The organism is Rhizobium sp. SRDI943 (genome assembly GCF_057653695.1).
On sequence record NZ_CM172787.1, the window covers coordinates 3,125,609 to 3,146,921 of the forward strand.

At 60.1% G+C, this 21,313-nt stretch carries 20 protein-coding genes; 16 read left to right on the forward strand and 4 right to left on the reverse strand.

Annotation, left to right across the window (positions count from 1 at the left end; translation table 11 throughout):
• The first annotated feature begins 8 nt into the window (after positions 1-8).
• Entirely contained in the window at positions 9-326 is a 318-nt protein-coding gene (locus AC245Y_RS16110; RefSeq protein ID WP_012758507.1) for an ArsR/SmtB family transcription factor, read from the forward strand.
• 355 nt (positions 327-681) lie between these two features.
• The gene (aptA, locus tag AC245Y_RS16115; RefSeq protein ID WP_017994848.1) at positions 682-2,007 is read left to right on the forward strand and encodes an omega-aminotransferase AptA; all 1,326 of its coding nucleotides are present in this window, start codon (positions 682-684) and stop codon (positions 2,005-2,007) included.
• Positions 2,008-2,193: 186 nt separating this feature from the next.
• Here aptA and AC245Y_RS16120 read toward each other — a convergent pair whose 3' ends face one another.
• Positions 2,194-3,108 (reverse strand): HD-GYP domain-containing protein, encoded by a 915-nt coding sequence (locus AC245Y_RS16120; protein WP_012758509.1) that lies wholly within the window; start codon positions 3,106-3,108, stop codon positions 2,194-2,196.
• Positions 3,109-3,368: 260 nt separating this feature from the next.
• On the opposite strand from AC245Y_RS16120, the gene AC245Y_RS16125 reads away from it, so the two are divergent.
• From AC245Y_RS16125 to AC245Y_RS16140, 4 genes are all read left to right on the forward strand, one after another.
• A complete protein-coding gene (locus tag AC245Y_RS16125; protein ID WP_157628338.1) occupies positions 3,369-3,602 on the forward strand; it encodes a hypothetical protein in 234 nt (77 codons plus the stop codon).
• Complete coding sequence (locus AC245Y_RS16130; RefSeq protein ID WP_017994850.1) at positions 3,599-4,702, forward strand: branched-chain amino acid ABC transporter substrate-binding protein; 1,104 nt, start codon at positions 3,599-3,601, stop codon at positions 4,700-4,702. The genes AC245Y_RS16125 and AC245Y_RS16130 overlap by 4 nt, the downstream gene beginning before the upstream one ends.
• A gap of 529 nt (positions 4,703-5,231) precedes the next feature.
• Positions 5,232-6,929 carry an adenine deaminase gene (gene ade / locus AC245Y_RS16135; RefSeq protein ID WP_017994852.1) on the forward strand — a complete coding sequence of 566 codons (1,698 nt, stop codon included), beginning with the start codon at positions 5,232-5,234 and terminating at the stop codon, positions 6,927-6,929.
• A gap of 58 nt (positions 6,930-6,987) precedes the next feature.
• Complete coding sequence (locus tag AC245Y_RS16140) at positions 6,988-7,188, forward strand: hypothetical protein (RefSeq protein WP_017994853.1); 201 nt, start codon at positions 6,988-6,990, stop codon at positions 7,186-7,188.
• A 253-nt stretch (positions 7,189-7,441) separates the two neighbouring features.
• Here the strand turns inward: AC245Y_RS16140 and bglA are convergent, their stop codons facing one another.
• Positions 7,442-9,088: a beta-galactosidase BglA gene (gene bglA / locus AC245Y_RS16145; protein WP_017994854.1), complete on the reverse strand. Its 1,647-nt coding sequence runs from the start codon at positions 9,086-9,088 to the stop codon at positions 7,442-7,444.
• Between the two features lie 286 nt (positions 9,089-9,374).
• Between bglA and AC245Y_RS16150 the strand changes: the two genes are divergently transcribed.
• The 7 genes from AC245Y_RS16150 (at position 9,375) to AC245Y_RS16180 (ending at position 16,393) form a co-directional block, all read left to right on the forward strand.
• Positions 9,375-10,955, forward strand: a complete 1,581-nt coding sequence (locus tag AC245Y_RS16150) for a peptide ABC transporter substrate-binding protein (protein WP_017994855.1) — start codon at positions 9,375-9,377, stop codon at positions 10,953-10,955.
• 48 nt (positions 10,956-11,003) lie between these two features.
• A complete protein-coding gene (locus AC245Y_RS16155; RefSeq protein WP_012758514.1) occupies positions 11,004-11,927 on the forward strand; it encodes an ABC transporter permease subunit in 924 nt (307 codons plus the stop codon).
• Positions 11,924-12,841, forward strand: coding sequence for an ABC transporter permease (locus tag AC245Y_RS16160; protein ID WP_003561446.1), 918 nt, complete (start codon positions 11,924-11,926; stop codon positions 12,839-12,841). The genes AC245Y_RS16155 and AC245Y_RS16160 overlap by 4 nt, the downstream gene beginning before the upstream one ends.
• Positions 12,842-13,834, forward strand: a complete 993-nt coding sequence (locus AC245Y_RS16165; protein ID WP_012758515.1) for an ABC transporter ATP-binding protein — start codon at positions 12,842-12,844, stop codon at positions 13,832-13,834.
• Complete coding sequence (locus AC245Y_RS16170; protein WP_017994856.1) at positions 13,827-14,813, forward strand: ABC transporter ATP-binding protein; 987 nt, start codon at positions 13,827-13,829, stop codon at positions 14,811-14,813. Before AC245Y_RS16165 ends, AC245Y_RS16170 begins: the two co-directional genes overlap by 8 nt.
• Before the next feature lie 207 nt (positions 14,814-15,020).
• Positions 15,021-15,320 (forward strand): hypothetical protein, encoded by a 300-nt coding sequence (locus tag AC245Y_RS16175; RefSeq protein WP_017994857.1) that lies wholly within the window; start codon positions 15,021-15,023, stop codon positions 15,318-15,320.
• 152 nt (positions 15,321-15,472) lie between these two features.
• Positions 15,473-16,393: a sugar kinase gene (locus tag AC245Y_RS16180; protein ID WP_017994858.1), complete on the forward strand. Its 921-nt coding sequence runs from the start codon at positions 15,473-15,475 to the stop codon at positions 16,391-16,393.
• Positions 16,394-16,520: 127 nt separating this feature from the next.
• Here the strand turns inward: AC245Y_RS16180 and gstI are convergent, their stop codons facing one another.
• On the reverse strand, positions 16,521-16,712 hold the full coding sequence (gene gstI, locus AC245Y_RS16185) for a glutamine synthetase translation inhibitor GstI (protein ID WP_017994859.1): 192 nt from the start codon (positions 16,710-16,712) through the stop codon (positions 16,521-16,523).
• A gap of 432 nt (positions 16,713-17,144) precedes the next feature.
• Here gstI and AC245Y_RS16190 point away from each other — a divergent pair, with 432 nt between their 5' ends.
• Together AC245Y_RS16190 and AC245Y_RS16195 are read left to right on the forward strand one after the other, a co-directional pair.
• Entirely contained in the window at positions 17,145-18,185 is a 1,041-nt protein-coding gene (locus AC245Y_RS16190; protein WP_012758520.1) for a glutamine synthetase beta-grasp domain-containing protein, read from the forward strand.
• 239 nt (positions 18,186-18,424) lie between these two features.
• The gene (locus AC245Y_RS16195; RefSeq protein WP_017994860.1) at positions 18,425-19,606 is read left to right on the forward strand and encodes a glycosyltransferase family 4 protein; all 1,182 of its coding nucleotides are present in this window, start codon (positions 18,425-18,427) and stop codon (positions 19,604-19,606) included.
• A 6-nt stretch (positions 19,607-19,612) separates the two neighbouring features.
• Here the strand turns inward: AC245Y_RS16195 and AC245Y_RS16200 are convergent, their stop codons facing one another.
• Positions 19,613-20,626: an alpha/beta hydrolase gene (locus AC245Y_RS16200; protein WP_017994861.1), complete on the reverse strand. Its 1,014-nt coding sequence runs from the start codon at positions 20,624-20,626 to the stop codon at positions 19,613-19,615.
• Positions 20,627-20,787: 161 nt separating this feature from the next.
• Here AC245Y_RS16200 and AC245Y_RS16205 point away from each other — a divergent pair, with 161 nt between their 5' ends.
• Positions 20,788-21,225 (forward strand): MarR family winged helix-turn-helix transcriptional regulator, encoded by a 438-nt coding sequence (locus AC245Y_RS16205; RefSeq protein WP_012758523.1) that lies wholly within the window; start codon positions 20,788-20,790, stop codon positions 21,223-21,225.
• The last annotated feature ends 88 nt before the right edge of the window (positions 21,226-21,313 follow it).

Sequence of the window (21,313 nt, forward strand, 5' to 3'; positions counted from 1 at the left end):
GATAACATATGGAAACCTCTGATTTGGCCGACCACACGAGCGTGGCGGCAGCTTTATTGTCGGCCATGGCAAACCCGAAGAGATTGCTGATCCTGTGTAGCCTCGTGAAGGGCGAAGTGGCCGTCGGCGTGCTTGCGACGCAGGTCGGGCTCAGCCAGTCGGCTCTCTCTCAGCACCTGTCGAAACTGCGCGCTCAAAAGCTGGTCAAGACCCGCAGAGACGCACAGACCATTTATTATTCGAGCACCTCCGAGCCAGTCATGAAGATCCTGGCAACGCTCGAAGACATTTACCTCGTGCAGAACCGGAATAGATCCGCCGCCTGATGATAGCGCTGACATGAATGTCGGCCGATGCCACGCTGCAAGGGGATGTTCCCGGAGGCTTGGCAGCGATATTTCAGCACCTGAACCTTATGGCACGACCGGCAAATTTGCGATTTGCCGGTCGTGCCTTTGAAGGCCTGGCCTTTCTGCTCCTTTCGCCGCAGGCAAGGAATTGCAGCCCGACCGCGCTGAAGCGCTCGCCCCGTGATCGATCGAAGCAGCTTGAGCCTCCTGTCAGGGGAGCTTTCGGGACTTTTCCCGTTGACGCCTTGGGAAGCCCTGATAATTTGACCGGGCAGTAAAAATATGGGCGTAAGGCCCCCGGGAAAGGGCCGTCAGCGGCCAGGAGAACAGCATGTCCAATCGCCTCAACGCACCAAACGATCTTCGCGCCTTCTGGATGCCGTTTACGGCAAATCGCCAGTTCAAGAAGGAGCCGCGTTTGTTCATCGGCGCCAAGGACATGTACTACACGACCCATGACGGCCGTCAGGTGCTGGACGGCACGGCCGGGCTTTGGTGCGTCAATGCCGGCCACTGCCGCCCGAAGATCACCGAGGCGATCCGCGAGCAGGCCGGCGAGCTCGATTACGCGCCGGCCTTCCAGCTCGGCCATCCCAAGGCCTTCGAACTGGCAAACCGCCTGGTCGACATCGCCCCGGAAGGCCTGAACCACGTTCTTTATACCAACTCCGGTTCCGAATCCGTCGAGACCGCGCTCAAGGTGGCGCTCGCCTATCATCGCGTGAAGGGCAATGGATCACGCTTCCGCCTGATCGGCCGCGAGCGCGGCTATCACGGCGTTAATTTCGGCGGCATCTCCGTAGGCGGCATCGTCACCAACCGCAAGATGTTCGGCACGCTTCTGACCGGCGTTGATCACATGCCGCACACCCACCAGCCCGGCAAGAACAACTTCACCCGCGGCGAGCCCGAGCATGGCGGCGACATCGCCACCGAACTCGAGCGTATCGTCACCCTGCATGACGCTTCCACCGTCGCCGCCGTCATCGTCGAGCCGGTGGCGGGCTCCACCGGCGTCTTGATCCCGCCGAAGGGCTACCTGCAGAAGCTGCGCGAGATCTGCACCAAACACGGCATCCTTCTGATCTTCGACGAGGTCATTACCGGCTTCGGCCGCCTCGGCGCCCCCTTTGCCGCGCAATATTACGACGTCAAGCCTGACATGATCACTGCCGCCAAAGGACTGACCAATGGCGTCATCCCGATGGGCGCCGTCTTCGTCACCTCCGAGATTCATGATGCCTTCATGAACGGCCCGGAGCATATGATCGAGTTCTTCCACGGCTACACCTATTCCGGCAACCCGATCGCCTCCGCCGCGGCCCTCGCCACGCTCGACACCTACAAGGAGGAGGGCCTGCTGACACGCGCCGCCGAGCTTTCCGACTACTGGGCCGACGCGCTGCATTCGCTGAAGGACTGCCCCAATGTCATCGACATCAGGAACACCGGCCTGATCGGCGCGATCGAACTCGACCCGATCGCCGGCGAGCCCACCAAGCGCGCCTTCACCGCTTTCCTGAAAGCCTATGAAAGCGGCCTGCTGATCCGCACCACCGGCGATATCATCGCACTCTCCCCGCCGCTGATCATCGAGAAGCACCACATCGACGAGCTCTTCGGCAAGCTGCGGGCCATCCTGCAGAACAACATTTGAGAAAGCTCTGAAGTCTTCAGGCATCATGGCCTGCGGCGGACCGCCTGCATAATTCCTCAAATCGGAACCGATTTAAGGAGAAAATTATGCGGCAATTCAAAGTGTTACAGCGTCCTTTTCGCGTCTGAAAAGACGCGCGGCGCTGTAAATCCATCCAGGCCCTTTTGTTGGGAAGACCGATAGGCCTCAGCTCACGGCGGCGACGGAAAGGCAGAGGGCGAATTTCTTCACCAGCCGGCGATCGAATTGCCCTTCGCTGCCAAGCATCCACTTCAGTGCTTGGCTCGCGCTCCATGGCGCCTTGTACGGCCGCACGGAGGTCACGGCGTCATAGACGTCGCAAATCGCAGCAAGACGGGCATGGAAGCTGACCTGCGTCTCGGAAAGCCTGCGAGGATAGCCCTTGCCGTCGATACGTTCATGATGGTTGAGGCATACGTCGAGTACGATCTCCGACATGCCTTCCTGGCGTGACAGGATTGCATGCCCCTTTTCGGGGTGATCGCGGATCATCTTGATCTCGTCCTCGTCAAGACGCCCTTCCTTGTTGAGTATCTCAAGCGGAATTTCGAGCTTGCCGACGTCGTGCAGCAATCCTGCTGTGCCGAGCGTCTGCACTGTAGCCTCGTCAAGTCCGAGATGACGGCCGAAAAGGATCATCAGCGCACTCACCGAAAGGGAATGCAGAAACGTCACTTCGTCCTTGGATTTCAGACGCGTAACGCTGAGAAAGACAGTGGGATTGTCATCCATCGACTTGGAGACTGAGGAAATCACCGGCGCCACCTGATCGACGCTGATCCCATCGCCATGCTGGAGCCGGCCGAAAACGCTTTCCAGTACCTGCACGGATTTCTGGATGGTCTCGCGTGCCGCCTGGGTGTCGATCTCGATATTGCCGCCTGGCAGGCCGTCAATGTCCAGGCCTCTGCTGGTGTTGATGATAACACCTTCAATACCGCTCTTGCGAAGTTTCAGGGCATCGGCTTCACGCCGCAGCAGAAATCTTCGCTTGGACAGAAAAGGATCCTGCCATGCACCCTCGATCGCCTCCACAAACATTCCGTTGCGCACCCGCCTGGCTTCGATACGCTTGAGCATCCAGATCTCAGTTCCCGAAATATCTCTCTGTTTATTATCGACCGCTCTTTTGCATCGCAGCAATATATGCACGAACAATGGTTCTACTCTAATTGGTAGAATCAAGTGTTAATCTCAAAACGGAATTCGAATATTCAGAAAGACGAGGACGTTCCCCGAAATTCAGCAGGTCTATCAGCGATCCGCGCTGATGCCAGGGGGTACCGCACCCTCTAGAAATCGGCAAACAGCGCCAGGATCGACGATTCCGGGACGATTTCATGCCGGATCGGCTCGATTTTCGTTTCATTTTGTTATCAACTTGCGGAATCTCACCAAAATTCCTAGAAATCTTGCCGTTGCGCCCATTTGAGCCAAATATGGCCGGAGGGCGCATCGATCGCGCCGATATCGATCGTCCTTGGCACGGCCTGGGGGCCGTTGAACGATCCGGAAAAGCCGGCGCGACGCTTCATCGCGGGTCGAATGACCCCATCCAAGGAGACAAATTATGACCCTCAAGACATTGACGGCGACCCTCGTCGCGTCACTCGCCTTTGCGCCGCTTGCCTATGCCGATATCACCATCGGCCTGATCGCGCCGCTGACCGGCCCGGTCGCCGCCTATGGCGACCAGGTGAAGAATGGTGCGCAGACCGCCGTCGACGAAATCAACAAGAAGGGCGGAATTCTCGGCGAGAAGGTCGTCCTCGAACTGGCCGACGATGCCGGCGAACCGAAACAGGGCGTTTCCGCCGCCAACAAGGTCGTCGGCGACGGCATCCGCTTCGTCGTCGGCCCGGTAACCTCGGGCGTCGCCATTCCCGTTTCGGACGTGCTTGCTGAAAACGGCGTGCTGATGGTTACCCCGACCGCGACGGCCCCCGACCTCACCAAGCGCGGTCTCACCAATGTGCTGCGCACCTGCGGCCGCGACGACCAGCAGGCCGAAGTCGCCGCCAAATATGTGCTGAAGAATTTCAAGGACAAGCGCGTCGCCATCGTCAACGACAAGGGCGCCTATGGCAAAGGCCTCGCCGACGCCTTCAAGGCGACGCTGAACGCCGGCGGCATCACCGAAGTCGTCAATGACGCGATCACGCCTGGTGACAAGGATTTCAGCGCGCTCACCACCCGCATCAAATCCGAGAAGGTCGACGTTGTCTATTTCGGCGGTTACCACCCGGAAGGCGGGCTGCTCGCCCGCCAGCTGCATGACCTCGCCGCCAACGCGACGATCGTCGGCGGCGACGGACTCTCCAACACCGAATTCTGGGCAATCGGCACGTATGCGGCAGGAGGCACCATCTTCACCAACGCTTCGGACGCCACCAAGAGTACGGATTCCAAGGCCGCAGCCGACGCGCTCGCCGCCAAGAACATCCCGGCCGAAGCCTTCACGCTGAACGCTTATGCCGCCGTCGAAGTGCTGAAAGCCGGCATCGAGAAGGCCGGCAGCGCCGAGGATGCGGAAGCCGTCGCGGCCGCGTTGAAGGACGGCAAGGAGATCCCAACCGCCATCGGCAAGGTCACCTACGGCGAGACCGGCGACCTGACCTCGCAGAGCTTCTCGCTCTACAAGTGGGAAGCCGGCAAGATCGTCGCCGCCGAGTAGTCGACGGGGCCGCCGAAACAGGATCGGGCGCCTCACAGCGCCCGATTTGCATTTGCGGAGGCTGAACGGCCGATCAGTCGGCTGTCTTCGGATCCTGATGCATATAGTCTTCCAGGGTCGTGGGCGTAACGAGAACCAGCGGCTGAAGATATGTCCTGTTGGGCAGAGGCTTAGGAACTATCTCGTAGAAACGAGAAATAACACTGCGCTTAAGGCTCGAGTCCATAATGTCGCTTCCAGATGACTTCTCGAAGGTGACATCGCTAACTCTTCCGTGCTTGTCGGTTGTGAATTTGGCCCCATTCTGAGTTGTGGTTGTCGTCGCACAGCCGCTCAACAGAAAAACTGCTGCGCAGGCGGCCGAAATAATTGCTTTCATATCATGACCTTGAGTTGGAAAACGACATCTGTATTCTCGCTTCACTAGCACTGCTGCCACCGAGGCAAAAGCAGCGGGAAATACAATCAAAATGTTTCCAGCATCCGTTCGGCATCAGCGGCAGAAAAACAATCGAAGAGGTAGCAATCCATGACCACCAAGCTCGAGCGTCTCATCGATCAGGGCGTTGGCCGTATGCCGGCCGATATCGTGCTGAAGGGCGGCTGCTTCTTCGATCTCGTCACCGGCGAACTCGTCCAGTCGGACATTGCGATCGGCGCCGATCGCATCGTCGGCACCTCAGGTAATTATGAGGGCGAAACCGAGATCGACATCTCGGGCAGGATCGTCGTCCCCGGCTTCATCGATACGCATCTGCATATCGAATCTTCGCTCGTCACACCGCATGAATTCGACCGCTGCGTTCTGCCCTATGGCGTCACCACCGTCATCTGCGATCCGCACGAGATCGCCAATGTGCTCGGAGCCGCCGGCATCGAATTCTTTCTTGAATCCGCGCTGGAGACGATCATGGACATCCGCGTCCAGCTCTCTTCCTGCGTTCCGGCCACGCATCTCGAAACCTCCGGCGCCGACCTGCCGATCGAAAGCCTCCTGCCCTACCGCCACCATCCGAAGGTCATCGGCCTTGCCGAATTCATGAATTTCCCCGGCGTCATCCACAAGGATCCCGTCTGCATGGCCAAGCTCGATGCCTTCCAGGGCGGCCATATCGACGGTCACGCGCCGCTGCTCTCAGGCAACGACCTCAACGGTTACCTCTCGGCCGGCATCCGCACCGAGCACGAATGCACGACGGCCGCCGAAGCGATGGAAAAGATCCGCAAGGGCATGCACATCCTCGTGCGCGAGGGTTCGGTATCCAAGGATCTCGCGGCGCTGATACCCATTATCACCGAGCGGCTCTCACCCTTCCTCGCGCTTTGCACCGACGACCGCAATCCGCTCGATATCGCCGAACAGGGCCATCTCGATCATATGATCCGCACAGCGATCGCAAGCGGCGTCGAGCCCCTCGCGGTCTATCGCGCCGCCTCGATCTCGGCCGCCCGCGCCTTCGGGCTCAAGGACCGCGGCTTGGTGGCGCCGGGCTGGCGCGCCGATCTGGTGGTGCTCGACAGCCTGGAAAACTGCCGCGCCGACATGGTCTTTTCCGCCGGCCGCCGCGTCACTGATGCGCTCTTTTCATCGCGCAGACCGGTTGCCCCGATCGGCCTCGACAGCGTCAAGGCCCGTCCCGTCAACGCCGCCCATTTCGGCGTCCCGGTCGCCGAAGGCGAGACGCCTGTCATCGGCGTCATCCCGGGCAAGATCATCACCGAGCATCGCCGCTATCGCCTGCCCGTCAGGGGCAACGAGGCGACAGTCGATCTTGCGAATGATATCATCAAGGTCGCCGTCATCGAGCGCCACGGCAAGAACGGCAACCATGCCAACGGCTTCGTCCAGGGCTTCGGCCTGAAGAAGGGTGCGATCGCCTCGACCGTCGGCCATGACAGCCACAATATCTGCGTCGTCGGCGTCAACGAGGACGACATGGCGCGCGCCGCAAACCGCCTCGGCGAGATCAAGGGCGGTTTCGTTGTCGTCGAAGACGGCAAGGTCACCGGCGAAATCGCCCTGCCCATCGCCGGCTTGATGAGCCTCGAACCCTATGAGACGGTCCGCGATACGCTCCACCAACTGCGCAAAGCCGCCTTGGCGCTCGGCGCCACGCTGGAAGAACCCTTCCTCCAGCTCGCTTTCTTGCCGCTGCCGGTCATCCCGCACCTGAAAATATCCGACCGCGGCATGGTGGACGTCGACAAGTTCGCGCTGATCGGGTGACGGAATCCTTGGCAAACTCCGCAGCAGCGCTTATTTTGTAATATCCTCGGAGCCGATCATGACGAAGCTGGAACAGATTGAAAAAATCGTCACCGAACTCGATAAGTTCGAGTTCGAAGCCTTTTCGGCGTGGTTTGAAGCCCTTCAAGCCGAACGCTGGGACAGGCAAATGGAAGCAGATGCTACAGGTGGCAAACTCAATCATCTCGCCGAGAAGGCCATTGCCGATTTTCGTGCCGGAAAGACAAGACGGCTTTGAAACACCACGCAACTCCCGCCTTCTGGGAGGCGTATGACCGCTTGCCTGAACAGATACGGAAGTTGGCCAACGGAAACTTCGATCTGCTCAAGCAAGATCCCAGACATCCCTCCTTGCATTTCAAGCGCGTCGGCCGATTTTGGTCGGCGCGCGTCGGTACATCCTGGAGAGCTTAGCCGTCGGGGACGGAGGTGACATCATCTGGTTTTGGATCGGTTCGCACGCAGATTACGATAGGCTTCTGAAATAGCCGTCAAATCCGCGCACAAAACCCATCCAGCGCCGCAAGCTTCACCAATCCCGCGTCAGCCACCGCCTCGAAGCCCGGCATCGCAAGCGGTTCCCCGAGCACGATGCCGTCAGGCAGGCGGAATTCCGCCGGTTTGCGCGTCAGGTTGAAAATGAAGAGCAGTTTTTCTCCGCCCTTTTCGCGGGTGAAGGCGAGCAGATCCTGGTTGGTGCCGATGAAGGTCATCTCGCCGTCGATCAGCGCCAGGTGGCTCCTCCGGAATGCGAGCGTCCTGCGGTAGTGATGCAGCACCGAGCTGTCGCTCGTCTCCTGCGTATCCACGGAAAGCGCTGCCTGCTCGTAAGGTACCGGCAGCCAGCTCTTCTCGGCCGACGTGAAGCCCGCATGCGCCTTGCCGGCTTCCCAGGGCATCGGCGTGCGGCATCCGTCGCGGCCCTTGAAGGCCGGCCAGAAGCGGATGCCGTAGGGATCGCGCAGATCCTCGAAGGCGAGCTCCGCCTCGGGCAGGCCGAGTTCCTCGCCTTGATAGAGGCAGATCGAGCCACGTAGTGCCGCAAGCACCGAGATCGCCAGCTTGGCGATGACAGGCCGCTCTTCCTCCGTCCGCGCAAAACGGCTGACATGGCGCATGACGTCGTGGTTGGAAAAAGCCCAGCAGACCCAGCCGTCCGTGACTGCTTTCTGGAAGGCCTCGACGCAGCCGCGAATATGCTCGGCGGTGAATTCCGGCCCCAGCAGATCAAATGTGTAGCACATGTGCAGCTTGTCGCCGCCACTCGTATAGGCGCCAACCGTCTTCAGCGAACGCGCCCCATCGCCGACTTCGCCGACGGTCGTGCGATCCTCGTACTGGTTGAGCAGCGCCCGGAAGCGTTTGAGGAAATCGACATTTTCCGGCTGCGTCTTGTCATAGAGGTGGTTCTGCATGCCGTAGGGATTGCTGTCGGGCGCATCGAGGCCTGCGTCATCCTCATCCGGCTCGTGCGGCGGATTGCTCCTGAGCAGCTTGTCGCAGAAATAATAGTTGACCGTATCCAGGCGGAAGCCGTCGACGCCGCGGTCGAGCCAGAACTTCACCGTCTCCAGCACCGCATCCTGCACGGCCTCGGTGTGGAAGCTGAGATCCGGCTGCGAGGTCAGGAAATTATGCTGGTAATATTGCCGGCGCACGCCATCCCATTCCCAGCCCGGCCCGCCGAAGATCGACAGCCAGTTGTTCGGCGCCGTGCCGTCAGGCTTCGGATCGGCCCAGACATACCAATCCGCCTTGGGATTGGTCCGGCTCGATCGGCTCTCGACGAACCAGGGATGCCGGTCGGAGGTGTGCGAGATCACCTGGTCGATAACAACCTTGATGCCGAGCTTGTGCGCCTCGGTCATCATCTCGTCGAAATCGGCGAGTGTCCCGAAGATCGGATCGACGTCGCAATAATCGGAAACGTCGTAGCCCATGTCGGCCATCGGCGACTTGAAGAAGGGCGAGAGCCAGATCGCGTCGACGCCGAGGCTGGCAATATGCGGCAGCCGGCGGGTAATTCCCCTGAGATCGCCGAGACCATCGCTGTTGGTGTCCTGAAACGAGCGCGGATAGACTTGATAGATCACCGCGCCGCGCCACCAGTCCACACTCCCGCCTGCCTGCAATGCCATCGGCTACATCTCCTGCCTCGTTTGCGCTCGCCACACTAAAGCGGACGAAACAAAAGACAACCATGTGAAGCGGTTATGAAGGCGTTGCGAAACGCCGCGACGCATCGTCGCGATCCGACAAGGGGGAGACGTACATAGGCTTGTCCACAACCCGAATCCACCCTCCGGATTTGGGGTTGCAACGCAAAGCCTTTGCGATAATGTGCGCGCTGACCTGCACGTAAGAGGTCAAACACCGGGAACAAATGTCTAATAAAGGCGAAAAGCCTAGAAAGGTGGACCCACCATGAACCATTTCGCGAAAAAATTTCTCGCCTCTGCAATGCTTGGCACATTGCTGGCGTTTTCGGCCCACGCGGCCACGCTCAACATTCACAATGGTGGCGACCCGCAGTCGCTCGATCCGCAGAAGCTTTCCGGCGACTGGGAGAACCGCATCGCCGGCGACATTTTTGAAGGCCTCGTCACTGAGGACGCCAAGGATAATCCGATCCCCGGCCAGGCTGAAAGCTGGACGATTTCGCCTGATGGCAAGGTCTACACCTTCAAGCTTCGCGACGGCATCAAGTGGTCCGATGGCCAGCCGGTAACGGCAGGAGACTTCGTCTTCGCCTTCCAGCGCCTCGTCGACCCTAAGAACGCCGCCGACTACGCTTATCTCCAGTTCATCATCAAGAACGCGGAAAAGATCAACAAGGGTGAGATCACCGATCTCAACCAGCTCGGCGTCAAGGCGATCGACGACAAGACGCTCGAAATCACCCTCGAAAACTCCACCCCTTATTTCCTCAATGCCCTGATGCACTACACCGCCTATCCGCTGCCGAAGCATGTCGTCGAGGCGAAGGGGCAGGATTGGGTCAAGATCGGCAACATCGTCACCAACGGCCCCTACAAGCCCGTCGAATGGGTTCCGGGCTCGCATGTCACCACAGTCAAGAACGATCAGTGGTATGACACCAAAGACCTGAAGATCGACGGAGCGAAGTTCTTCGTGCTCGAAGACCAGGAAGCCGCGCTGAAACGCTACCGCGCCGGCGAATTCGACATCCTCACCGACTTCCCAACCGACCAATACGAGTGGATGAAGAAAAACCTGCCGGGCCAGGCGCATGTCGCCCCCTTCTCTGGCCTCTATTATTACGTCGTCAACTCGCAGAAACCGCCCTTCAGCGACAAGCGCGTCCGCCAGGCTCTCTCCATGGCGATCAACCGCGAGGTCATCGGCCCGCAGATCCTCGGCACCGGCGAACTGCCGGCCTATTCCTGGGTTCCGCCGGGCACGGCGAATTACGGCGAACCGGCCTATGTTAGCTGGAAGGACCTGCCCTATAGCGAGAAGGTCGCCGAAGCCAAGAAGCTCCTGACCGAAGCCGGTTTCGGCCCTGACAAGCCGCTTCACGCCGTGCTGAGCTACAACACCAACGACAACCACAAGCGCATCGCCGTCGCCATCGCATCCATGTGGAAGCCGCTTGGCGTCGATGTCGAGCTCGTCAATGCCGAAACCAAAGTGCATTACGACCAGATGCAGCGTGGTCAGGTCGAAATCGGCCGCGCCGGCTGGCTCGCCGACTACAACGACCCTGATAATTTCCTGAACCTCCTGGTGACAGGCGTGCAGATGAACTACGGCCGCTGGTCGAATCCCGAGTACGACAAGATGATCAAGGAAGGCAACGCCGAGACGGATCTCACCAAGCGTGCCGCGATCTTCAAGAAGGCCGAACAGCTGGCGCTGGATGAATCCGCCGCCCTGCCGATCTACTACTATGTCTCGAAGAACGTCGTTTCGCCGAAGATCGAAGGCTTCGTCGACAACATCCAAGACATCCACCGCACCCGCTGGCTGTCGATGAAAGAGTAAGGGAAAACGGTCCTTTCCGCGCACTGCGGAAAGGACCGGCCCACGATCATGATCAAATACGCACTCCGTCGCCTGCTGTCGACGATCCCCGTCATGTGGATCGCCGTGACAGCCTCGTTTTTTGTTTTGCGCCTTGCCCCCGGCGGCCCTTTCGATGGCGAAAGGCCATTGCCGCCGGTGATCTTGAAGAACCTTGCGATCCACTACAATCTCGATAAGCCGCTCATCCAGCAGTACCTGATCTATGTCGGTGACCTGCTCCGGGGCGATCTCGGCCCCTCCTTCGCGAGTGAGGATTTCACCGTCGCCCAGCAGATCATGATCGGTCTGCCCTACACCTTCACCATCGGTACGGCTGCCTTCCTGATTGCCATCATTGTCGGCGTGGCCGTCGGCTGTCTCGGGGCGCTCTATCAGAACAAGGCACCGGATTATATTCTGGGCGCGCTCATTCTGGTGGGCGTCGTGCTACCGAACTTCCTGATTGCGCCCATCCTGCAGCTCGTCTTCGGCATCCATCTCGCGTGGTTTCCGGTCGGCGGCTGGGGTGACGGCTCGATCAAATACCTCATCCTGCCGATCGTCGTTCTGGCGCTGCCGCATGCCGGCCGTATCTCGCGCATCACGCGCGGCTCGATGATCGAGGTGATGAATCAGAATTTCATTCGCACCGCCAAGGCCAAAGGCATCGGCCCCCGCCTGACGGTCATGCGCCACGCGCTGAAGCCTGCGCTGATGCCTGTCGTCTCCTATCTGGGTCCAGCAGCAAGTTACCTTCTCACCGGCTCGCTGGTTGTCGAGAGCATCTTCGGATTGCCCGGCATCGGCCGCTATTTCGTCAACGCAGCGCTGAACCGCGATTACGGCATGGTTCTCGGCACGGTCATCTTCTACATGGTGCTGATCGTGTTCCTGAACCTTCTCGTCGATATCGCCTATGCCTGGCTCGATCCGAAAGTGAGAAACCGATGATCCTCAACCCCGCAAAGCGAGAATTGCTCGCCCAGGAACTGCTGGAGGCGGAAGGCCTTGCGCCCGAAAGCCGCTCGCTCACCAAGGATGCCTTGCGTCGCCTCGGGCGCAACAAGGCGGCCGTCCTGTCGATCGTCGTCCTGACGCTTTTGATCCTCGTCGCCTTCATCGGCCCCTGGTTCATTCCCTTCAACTATGAGGATCCTGATTGGGCGGCTTTCCGCATACCCCCCTCGATCGAAACCGGCCACTATTTCGGCACCGACCCGAACGGCCGCGACCTTCTCGCCCGCGTCCTTTACGGCACCCGCGTCTCGCTGGCGGTGGCGCTGACGGCGACCGTCGTCTCCGTCTTCATCGGCGTGCTCTACGGTGCGGTATCGGGTTATATCGGCGGCAGGCTGGATGCGATCATGATGCGCTTCGTCGATATCATGTATGCGCTTCCCTATATCCTCTTCGTCATCCTGCTGATGGTGATCTTCGGCCGCAACGTCTATCTGCTGTTTGCCGCCATCGGCGCGCTGGAATGGCTGACGATGGCCCGCATCGTGCGTGGCCAGACGCTGTCGATCAAGCATCGCGAATTCATCGAAGCGGCCCGCGCATCCGGACAGCGGCCGTTCAAGATCATCATCAAGCACATCATCCCGAACCTCGTCGGCCCGGTGGTGATTTTCGCGGCGCTGACGGTGCCTGAGATCATTGCCACCGAAAGCTTCCTTTCCTATCTCGGCTTCGGCGTGCAGGAACCGCTGACCTCGCTCGGCACGCTGATCGCCGAGGGGACCGATGCCATGGAAAGCATGCCGTGGCTGCTGGTCTTCCCGGCGAGCTTTCTTGTGGCGCTGCTGCTCAGCCTGCTCTTCATCGGCGACGGGCTGCGCGACGCGTTCGACCCGAAGGATCGTTAAATGACGGATACCCTCCTCGAACTCAAAGACTACTCGATCACCTTCAAGACGCCGGATGGAGAAGTGAAGGCGGTCTCGAACATGAACCTGACGGTCAAGCGCGGCGAGCGCATCGCCATCGTCGGCGAATCCGGCTCCGGCAAGAGTCAGACCTTCCTCGGCATCATGGGCCTGCTCGCCAAGAACGGCAAAACGACGGGACAGGCGCTGCTCGAAGGCAAGGACGTGCTGGCGCTGAAACCGCGCGAGCTCGACCAGATCCGCGGCAAAGACATGGCGATGGTCTTCCAGGACCCGATGACGGCGCTCAATCCAACGCTGAAGATCTCCCGGCAGCTGACGGAGCAGCTCGAGGTTCACGGCGGGCTGACGGCGCGCGCCGCATCCGCCGCCGCACTCGATATGCTGAAACGCGTTGGCATCCCCGACCCGACGCGACGCTTCCACCTCTACCCGCATGAGCTCTCCGGCGGCATGCGACAGCGCATCGTCATCGCCATGGCGCTGCTCACCCGGCCGAAGCTGTTGATCGCCGACGAACCGACAACGGCCCTCGACGTCACCATCCAGGCACAGATCCTCGACCTCTTCAACGATCTGACGGCGGAGATGAACACGGCGCTGATCATGATCACCCACGATCTCGGCGTCGTTGCCGGCCTCGCCGACCGCGTCGCCGTCATGTATGCCGGTCGCATCGTCGAGGAAGCGCCGGTCGATGAACTCTTCGACAATCCGGCCCATCCCTATACCGCAGCACTGCATGCCTCGATCCCGCGACCGGACCAGGATGTCGACGACCTCGTCGTCATCCCCGGCCGTCCGCCGAACCTGCAGCACCTGCCGAAGGGCTGCAATTTCTCGCCGCGCTGTTCGCAGGTCCAGGACGATTGCATCGACCGACCACCGCCGCTCGAAACGCTGGCGCCGCATCATTGCGCCGCCTGTTACCACCCCTTCCCGCGTCGCGAGGAGCTGCTGAACCATGGCTGAACGATCGCTTCTAAGGGTCGAGAACCTGACGACCCAATTCGAACTGCCGGCGAAGGGCCTCTTCAAGCCGCCGATCTTCCTGACCGCCGTCAACAATGTCAGCTTCGACCTCAGCGAAGGCCGCACGCTCGGCATCGTCGGTGAATCCGGCTGCGGCAAGTCCACGCTCGGCCGCTCCATCCTGCGGCTGTTGAAGTCGCAGAAGGGCCGCATCCTCTGGCAGGGCCGCAACCTGCTCGACCTCACGGACGAGGAGATGCGCGCCGCCCGCCGCGACATGCAGATCATCTTCCAGGACCCGATCGCTTCACTCGACCCACGCATGACTGTTGGAGACATCATCGCCGAGCCGCTTACCGTCTTCGAGCCGAAGCTATCAAGGGCCGAGCGCACCGAGCGTGTCCGCGAGATCATGACCGCCGTCGGCCTGGTGCCGGAAATGATCAACCGCTATCCGCACGAATTCTCCGGCGGCCAGGCGCAACGCATTGGCATCGCCCGTGCGGTCGTCACCAAACCGAAGCTCATCATCTGCGATGAGCCGGTTTCGGCCCTCGACGTCTCGATCCAGGGTCAGGTCATTACGCTTCTGCGCAAGCTGCGCAAGGAATTCGGCCTGACGCTGATCTTCATCAGCCATGACCTCTCCGTCGTGCGCCTGATCTCAGACGATGTGCTGGTGCTCTATCTCGGCAGGGTGGTGGAAGCCGGCGACTGCGCCACCGTCTTCGATCATCCCGCCCATCCCTATACGCAGGCGCTCTTCTCCGCTGCGCCGATCCCGGATCCGAAGCTTGCGCGCCTGCGCACCCGCATCCGCCTGCAGGGTGACCCGCCCTCACCGCTCAACCCGCCGAAAGGCTGCGTCTTCTCACCGCGCTGCTGGAAGGCGACCGACATCTGTCGCACCGAAATGCCGCCGACAGAGGAGGTCCGCCCCGGCCAGAAGGCCGCCTGTTATCATATGGACAGGCCATGAATGGAACGACGGTCGCGCAAGCGGCCGTCACCTCATAAGGATACCCAGTGCGCCATCCGTTTCGGGCGAAGCAGACTTATTTTGGGTCTAAAGACCCCAATAAGAAAGCTTTTATAAGCATGTGTTATCCCATTTCGGCCTAATCGCAAGCCAGGGGAACGCATATATGAAATCGAAATATCAGGTGTAATCGCACTTACCGCGGCCATGATTGCCGTCTCCGCGGTTTCATCGCATGCCGAAGATCTGACGTTCAAGCTCATCAACGGAACGAACTCCGTCCTGACGCACTTCTACAGCTCGCCGACCGGCGTCGACGACTGGGAAGAAGACGTCTTCGGCGAGAACGTTCTCGATCCGGACGAAACCATGGATATCACCATCGCCGACGGCCGCACCGTCTGCAAATACGACATGCGCTTCGAATTCGAGGAAGGTTCAAACCTCGAAACCACCGAAGATACGCAGGATCTTTGCGCGATGGGCAGCTACACCATCCACGAATAGATAATAAGAGCCCGCCTTCGCCTCGTCCGTGAAGGCGGGTTTACATATCTGGTGATATCGACGCTTGTCACTCCGCCCGGCTCCGCGTATCAGCGAATGAAGACTAGCGCGTCCTGTTGGACACGCGGGACTCCAAATGCCGGGAGGACAAGGTGAGCAGACGGTTTCTATCGATCGGTGAATGCATGGTGGAACTCTCGCAGGCAGGCGATGGTCTGCTGCGCAAGGGCTTTGCCGGCGATACCTTCAATACCGCCTGGTATGCCCGCGCCTGCCTTGCCGCCGACTGGTCGGTCGACTACTTCACCGCCCTCGGTGACGACGCCATGTCGGACGAGATGCTGGCCTTCATCGACACATCAGGCATCGGCACGAGCCTCATCCGCCGCATCAAGGGCAGGACGCCCGGCCTCTATATGATCAATCTGAAGAACGGCGAACGTTCCTTCAGCTACTGGCGCGACAGCTCGGCTGCCCGCAGCCTGGCGGCTGATCCGGACCGCCTGCGCGAGGCGGTGGAGAGCGCTGCCGTCATCTATTTCTCCGGCATCACCCTTGCCATTCTGCCCCAGGAGGATGCCGAGACTTTGCTTGCAGAAGTCCGTCGCGCCAAGGCCGCCGGCAAGCTCGTCGTCTTCGATCCGAACATCCGCCCGCGCCTCTGGTCGAGCTACGACGTGATGCACACGACGATCAGCGAAGGCGCCCGCTCCTCCGTGCTCGTCATGCCGAGCTTCGACGACGAGGCGGCCCATTTCGGCGATGATTCCATCGAGGCGACGATCCATCGCTATCGCGCACTGGGTGCCGTCGATATCGTCGTCAAGAACGGCGCTGACGGTGTCACGATGAATTTTGCCGGCGAGCAAACCTTCGTTCCGGCCGAAAAAGTGGAGAAGGTGGTCGACACAACCAGCGCCGGCGACAGCTTCAACGGCGCCTTTCTCGCACGATATCTCGAAGCAGGCGATGCGCCTGCCGCCACCCGCTTCGCAGCAAAGGTTGCTGCCCGCGTCGTCAGCGAACATGGTGCATTGGTCGTAAGGGAAAAGCTTGGATTGGACCGCGACTAAAGCGGCGCGGTCTTTCAGATTCGCTTAGCGCAACATGCTTTTACGCCGCCCATGGTGACGCAGTCTGAACGCCATGTGTAGGCGCTCCCTGCCTTATCGGCATCGTGTGCCCCGCTGCCAGGGGAAATCAGGACTTCGTCGGTCGATCGGACTCGCGAACTGCCTCGTCATGGTACCAGCAGCTGTCGAGCGCAGCATCGCAGACGGCTGCTGCCTCGCGCTCCATCAGCTTGGCGCGTTCGAACCGGTTGGCGTTTCGTATCGCCTTAGCGGGAAACTGGTAGATCGTCGCGGATTCACGATGGAAACCGGTGGGCATGAGATCGCCTCCATTCAGTTCGGCGCATCAACATTTCAGGACCATCTACATAGCACAATGCACATAGTTTATGCAAATTGCATAAAATAAGGGCAATGTTACAATTGTAATCGGTCGGTATCCCGTCTCGGCTAAAAGCTTCCGCCAATTTGTTTAACACTTCATCATTTCAGCTTAACGCCGCAATTTTCATCCGGTACCAGACGGGAAAAGTGCGTTTTGATGGGCGATACCGCCTGCGAGCGTTAAAAACAGCCCGATTTTCCAAAAGGGGAAAAATCGGTCGGTACGCTGATTCGCGATTTTTCTTTCGCGTGGCGCCAAAACTGGCACGCTACGTGCTTTTATAGCGTCATCCCTGGCGATCGGATGCGCTTGCGCGCCGAGATCACCTCCGGATTTGCTCACCTTCGTAGCATTGAGAGAGTCACGATGACAAAATATAAGCTCGAGTATATTTGGCTCGATGGGTACACTCCGGTACCGAACCTGCGTGGCAAGACGCAGATCAAGGAATTCGACGTATTCCCGACGCTGGAACAGCTTCCGCTCTGGGGCTTTGACGGCTCCTCGACGCAGCAGGCCGAAGGCCGCAGCTCCGATTGCGTGCTGAAGCCGGTCGCCATCTATCCCGACCCGGCCCGTACCAACGGCGCTCTCGTCATGTGCGAAGTCATGATGCCGGATGGCGTCACGCCGCACGCATCGAATGCCCGCGCCACCATCCTTGACGACGAAGACGCCTGGTTCGGCTTCGAGCAGGAATATTTCTTCTACCAGAACGGCCGTCCGCTCGGCTTCCCTGAGCAGGGCTACCCCGCTCCGCAGGGCCCGTACTACACCGGCGTCGGCTATTCGAACGTCGGCGACGTTGCCCGCGAAATCGTCGAAGAGCATCTCGACCTCTGCCTCGCTGCCGGCATCAACCACGAAGGCATCAATGCTGAAGTGGCCAAGGGCCAGTGGGAATTCCAGATTTTCGGCAAGGGCTCCAAGAAGGCCGCCGACCAGATCTGGATGGCACGCTACCTCTTGCAGCGCCTGACCGAAAAGTACGGCATCGACATCGAGTATCACTGCAAGCCGCTCGGCGATACCGACTGGAACGGCTCGGGCATGCATTGCAACTTCTCGACCAAGTACATGCGCGAAGTCGGCGGCAAGGCCTATTTCGAAGCGCTGATGGCGCAGTTCGAAAAGAACCTGATGGACCACATCAGCGTCTACGGTCCTGACAACGACAAGCGCCTGACCGGCAAACACGAAACGGCACCGTGGAACAAGTTCTCCTACGGCGTTGCCGACCGTGGTGCTTCGGTCCGCGTGCCGCACTCCTTCGTCAAGAACGACTACAAGGGCTATCTAGAAGACCGCCGCCCGAACTCGCAGGGCTGCCCCTACCAGATCGCTTCGCAGGTTCTGAAGACGATCTCGGAAGTTCCGACAGCAAGCTCGGCTTCCGCTGCCGCTTAACCTCCCAAACGGCGCCGGTCCACGACCGGCGCCATCGTTCTTTATGCATGAAAACCGCGATCGACCGCTGACATATTCGCGGGTATCGAGCCGCTAAAGCCCTGCAATCCTTGCAATATGGGCTGTAATATTTCCATCATGGTCATGCCTCAAAATAGAGAAGCGGGAATCGCCGTTCCGGAACCCCGCTTTGGGGTTGAGCGTTGGCATATCACTGCGACGCGGATGGAAATCGTGACATGCTGCAACGTCCGGCAAACACTTATAGCGGCGAGAGCTGGGCCAATGCCGCAGCCGCCGGAAACCTGCCCGAAAGGCTGGTGATCGTCACCGATGCCTGGCACCCGCAGGTCAACGGCGTCGTTCGCTCGATCGAGAACACCAACCGCGAACTGGCGAAGATGGGCGTCGAGGTTTCGATGGTGACGCCGGAGCGCTTCAACAGCATCCCCTGCCCGACTTATCCCGAGATCCGCCTATCGATTGCCAATTACCGCCGCATCGCCCGCGAGATCGAAAAGCACAATCCCTCCTACGTGCATATTGCCACCGAAGGTCCGCTGGGGCTGACCGCCCGCCGCTGGTGCCTGAGGAACCGCATGCCGTTTTCGACGAGCTACCACACCCGCTTCCCGGAATACGTCTCCGCGCGCCTGCCGATACCGAAGAGCTGGCTCTATTCCTTCGTCCGCTGGTTCCACAATGGCGGCGCTGGCTGCATGGTGGCGACACCGAGCCTTGCCCGTGAACTGTCGGAAAAGGGCATCCGCAACCTCATGCCCTGGAGCCGCGGCATCGACGCCACGCAGTTCCGTCCGATGGCGCTCGAGGAAAACCCGTTCGGCTTGGCGCGTCCGATCTTCATGACCGTCGGCCGCGTGGCGCTGGAAAAGAACCTGCCGGCCTTCCTCGATCTCGACCTGCCGGGTTCCAAGGTCGTCGTCGGCGACGGCCCGGCGCGCGCCGAACTCGAGAAGCAATATTCCGACGTCTTCTTCGCGGGCGTGCAGTTCGGCGAAGACCTGGCGAAAACCTATGCCCAGGCCGACGTCTTTGTCTTTCCCTCGCTCACCGATACCTTCGGCAACACCATCCTCGAAGCACTGGCATCGGGCGTGCCGGTCGCAGCCTATCCGGTCACCGGCCCGCTCGACATCATTGGCGATGACAGCGAGGTCGGGGCGCTCGACCAGAACCTGCAGGCCGCCTGCCTTGCCGCCCTCTCAGCCTCGCGCGGCAAGGCGCGTGAACTCGCCATGCAATATTCCTGGGAAGCAGCGACGCTGCAGTTCATCAACAATATCCGCGCCGCCAATGGCGTCATCACGCCGAAATGGAAGAAGGCCTGGCAGTTTGCCAAATCGCTTCCAAGAAGCAGAAAGCCCGGCGAAACCGCCGGGCCCCTCCCGTCTGCAGACTGATTGATTTTACTTGTGCAGGGCGCTGCGAAGCGTGTCGTTCGCGACCGCAATCGCGCTGCGCGCGGCAGGCGTTTCGGCAATCGCGTTCAGCAGCACGAAATCGTGGATCGTGCCGTTGTATCGCATCGACGTGACCTTGACGCCGGCCTGGCTGAGCTTGCGGGCATAGGCCTCACCCTCGTCGCGCAGCACGTCGTTTTCGTCAACGATGACCAGCGCCGGCGGCAGGCCGTTCAACTGCTCCAGCGACGCCTGCAGCGGTGAGGCCGTCGGCTCCTTGCGCTTGGTCTCGTCGGGCAGATAGGCGTTCCAGAACCACTTCATCGCTTCCTTGGTCAGCCACGGCCCATCGGCGAACTGGTTGTAGGACCCATTGTCGAAATTGGCGTCGGTGACGGGGTAGAACAGCACCTGCTGGTCGATGGCAGGACCGCTGCGTTCCTTGGCAAGCAGCGTCACCACCGCCGCCATGTTGCCGCCGACGCTATCGCCTGCGACCGCGAGCCTGGAGGCATCGACCTTGAACTCCTTGGCATGCTCGGCGACATATTTGGTCGCAGCATAAGCCTGCTCGATGGCAACGGGATAACGGGCTTCCGGCGAGCGCTCGTAGTCGACGAAGACGACGGCGGCATCGGCGCCGTTGGCGATCTCGCGCACCAGCCGGTCATGCGTATCCGCATCGCCCAGCACCCAGCCGCCGCCATGGAAATAAAGAATGACCGGTAGCGTGCCCTTGGCATGCTCCGGGCGGACAATGCGCAGCTTGATGCTGCCTGTCGGACCAGCCTTGATGACCTTGTCCTCTCCCCTAGCAGCAAGCTTCTTCACATCGCCCTTCTGCGCGCCGGCCAGGACATTGCGGGCATCGGCCGGCGACAGCGTGTAGATCGGCTTGCCGCCGGCAAGCCCGTCGATGAATTTCTGCGTTGTCGGTTCGAGTACCGGATCGGCAAGTGCGCCAACGGCGGAGGCTGCGAGCAGTGCTGCTGCGGAAACGGTGGTCTTGATGGTCGACATTGTCTTGTCCTCTCGGTTTCGATGTTCATCGTGAACACAGCTTTTATATCGCGCACGATTCTTTATCGGACAATTTAAATCTTCGCATGCCTGCTATGCATAAAAGGCGCTTACGATTATTTATCGCACGATATAAGTTCTGTCAGTTTTGGAGATATCCCATGCAGGATCAGCTGAAGCTCAACAACTTCATCTGCTTCGCCGTCTATACGGCAAGCCACGCACTGAACCGCGTCTACAAGCCGCTGCTCGACACGCTCGGCCTCACCTATCCGCAATATCTGGCGATGGTTTCGCTCTGGGAACAGGACGGCCAGACCGTCGGCGGCTTGGGTGAAAAACTCTTCCTCGAATCGAGCACGCTGACCCCGCTGCTCAAACGCCTGGAAACCGCTGGTTATGTCAGACGCGAACGCAGCCGGGAGGACGAACGCGTCGTCGTCATCCGCCTGAGCGAAGAAGGCATTCGCCTGAAGGAAAAGGCGATCGGCATCCCGGGCTGCATCGCCGCTGCCAGCGGTCGCGATGCAGTCGACCTCACCCGCCTCCAGGCCGAGATCGTGGCGCTGCGTGAAGCGCTGAATCGAAGCGTGGTTTAGCTGCTAACCGGACTGGTATCACAGTGCTTGTGGTATCCCCTCTGCCCTGCCGGGGCCTGGGGGTCGAGCCACGGGTCTCGACCCGTCC

What these genes read in the sequence shown, in the direction of transcription:
- AC245Y_RS16150 (WP_017994855.1), top strand. Translation starts at nt 9,375, where the DNA reads ATGAACCATTTCGCGAAAAAATTTCTCGCCTCTGCAATGCTTGGCACA.
- bglA (WP_017994854.1), bottom strand. Translation starts at nt 9,088, where the DNA reads ATGGCATTGCAGGCAGGCGGGAGTGTGGACTGGTGGCGCGGCGCGGTG.
- AC245Y_RS16170 (WP_017994856.1), top strand. Translation starts at nt 13,827, where the DNA reads ATGGCTGAACGATCGCTTCTAAGGGTCGAGAACCTGACGACCCAATTC.
- AC245Y_RS16155 (WP_012758514.1), top strand. Translation starts at nt 11,004, where the DNA reads ATGATCAAATACGCACTCCGTCGCCTGCTGTCGACGATCCCCGTCATG.
- gstI (WP_017994859.1), bottom strand. Translation starts at nt 16,712, where the DNA reads ATGCCCACCGGTTTCCATCGTGAATCCGCGACGATCTACCAGTTTCCC.
- aptA (WP_017994848.1), top strand. Translation starts at nt 682, where the DNA reads ATGTCCAATCGCCTCAACGCACCAAACGATCTTCGCGCCTTCTGGATG.
- AC245Y_RS16130 (WP_017994850.1), top strand. Translation starts at nt 3,599, where the DNA reads ATGACCCTCAAGACATTGACGGCGACCCTCGTCGCGTCACTCGCCTTT.
- AC245Y_RS16190 (WP_012758520.1), top strand. Translation starts at nt 17,145, where the DNA reads ATGACAAAATATAAGCTCGAGTATATTTGGCTCGATGGGTACACTCCG.
- AC245Y_RS16205 (WP_012758523.1), top strand. Translation starts at nt 20,788, where the DNA reads ATGCAGGATCAGCTGAAGCTCAACAACTTCATCTGCTTCGCCGTCTAT.
- AC245Y_RS16120 (WP_012758509.1), bottom strand. Translation starts at nt 3,108, where the DNA reads ATGCTCAAGCGTATCGAAGCCAGGCGGGTGCGCAACGGAATGTTTGTG.
- AC245Y_RS16200 (WP_017994861.1), bottom strand. Translation starts at nt 20,626, where the DNA reads ATGTCGACCATCAAGACCACCGTTTCCGCAGCAGCACTGCTCGCAGCC.
- ade (WP_017994852.1), top strand. Translation starts at nt 5,232, where the DNA reads ATGACCACCAAGCTCGAGCGTCTCATCGATCAGGGCGTTGGCCGTATG.
- AC245Y_RS16140 (WP_017994853.1), top strand. Translation starts at nt 6,988, where the DNA reads ATGACGAAGCTGGAACAGATTGAAAAAATCGTCACCGAACTCGATAAG.
- AC245Y_RS16195 (WP_017994860.1), top strand. Translation starts at nt 18,425, where the DNA reads ATGCTGCAACGTCCGGCAAACACTTATAGCGGCGAGAGCTGGGCCAAT.
- AC245Y_RS16165 (WP_012758515.1), top strand. Translation starts at nt 12,842, where the DNA reads ATGACGGATACCCTCCTCGAACTCAAAGACTACTCGATCACCTTCAAG.
- AC245Y_RS16110 (WP_012758507.1), top strand. Translation starts at nt 9, where the DNA reads ATGGAAACCTCTGATTTGGCCGACCACACGAGCGTGGCGGCAGCTTTA.
- AC245Y_RS16125 (WP_157628338.1), top strand. Translation starts at nt 3,369, where the DNA reads ATGCCGGATCGGCTCGATTTTCGTTTCATTTTGTTATCAACTTGCGGA.
- AC245Y_RS16175 (WP_017994857.1), top strand. Translation starts at nt 15,021, where the DNA reads ATGATTGCCGTCTCCGCGGTTTCATCGCATGCCGAAGATCTGACGTTC.
- AC245Y_RS16160 (WP_003561446.1), top strand. Translation starts at nt 11,924, where the DNA reads ATGATCCTCAACCCCGCAAAGCGAGAATTGCTCGCCCAGGAACTGCTG.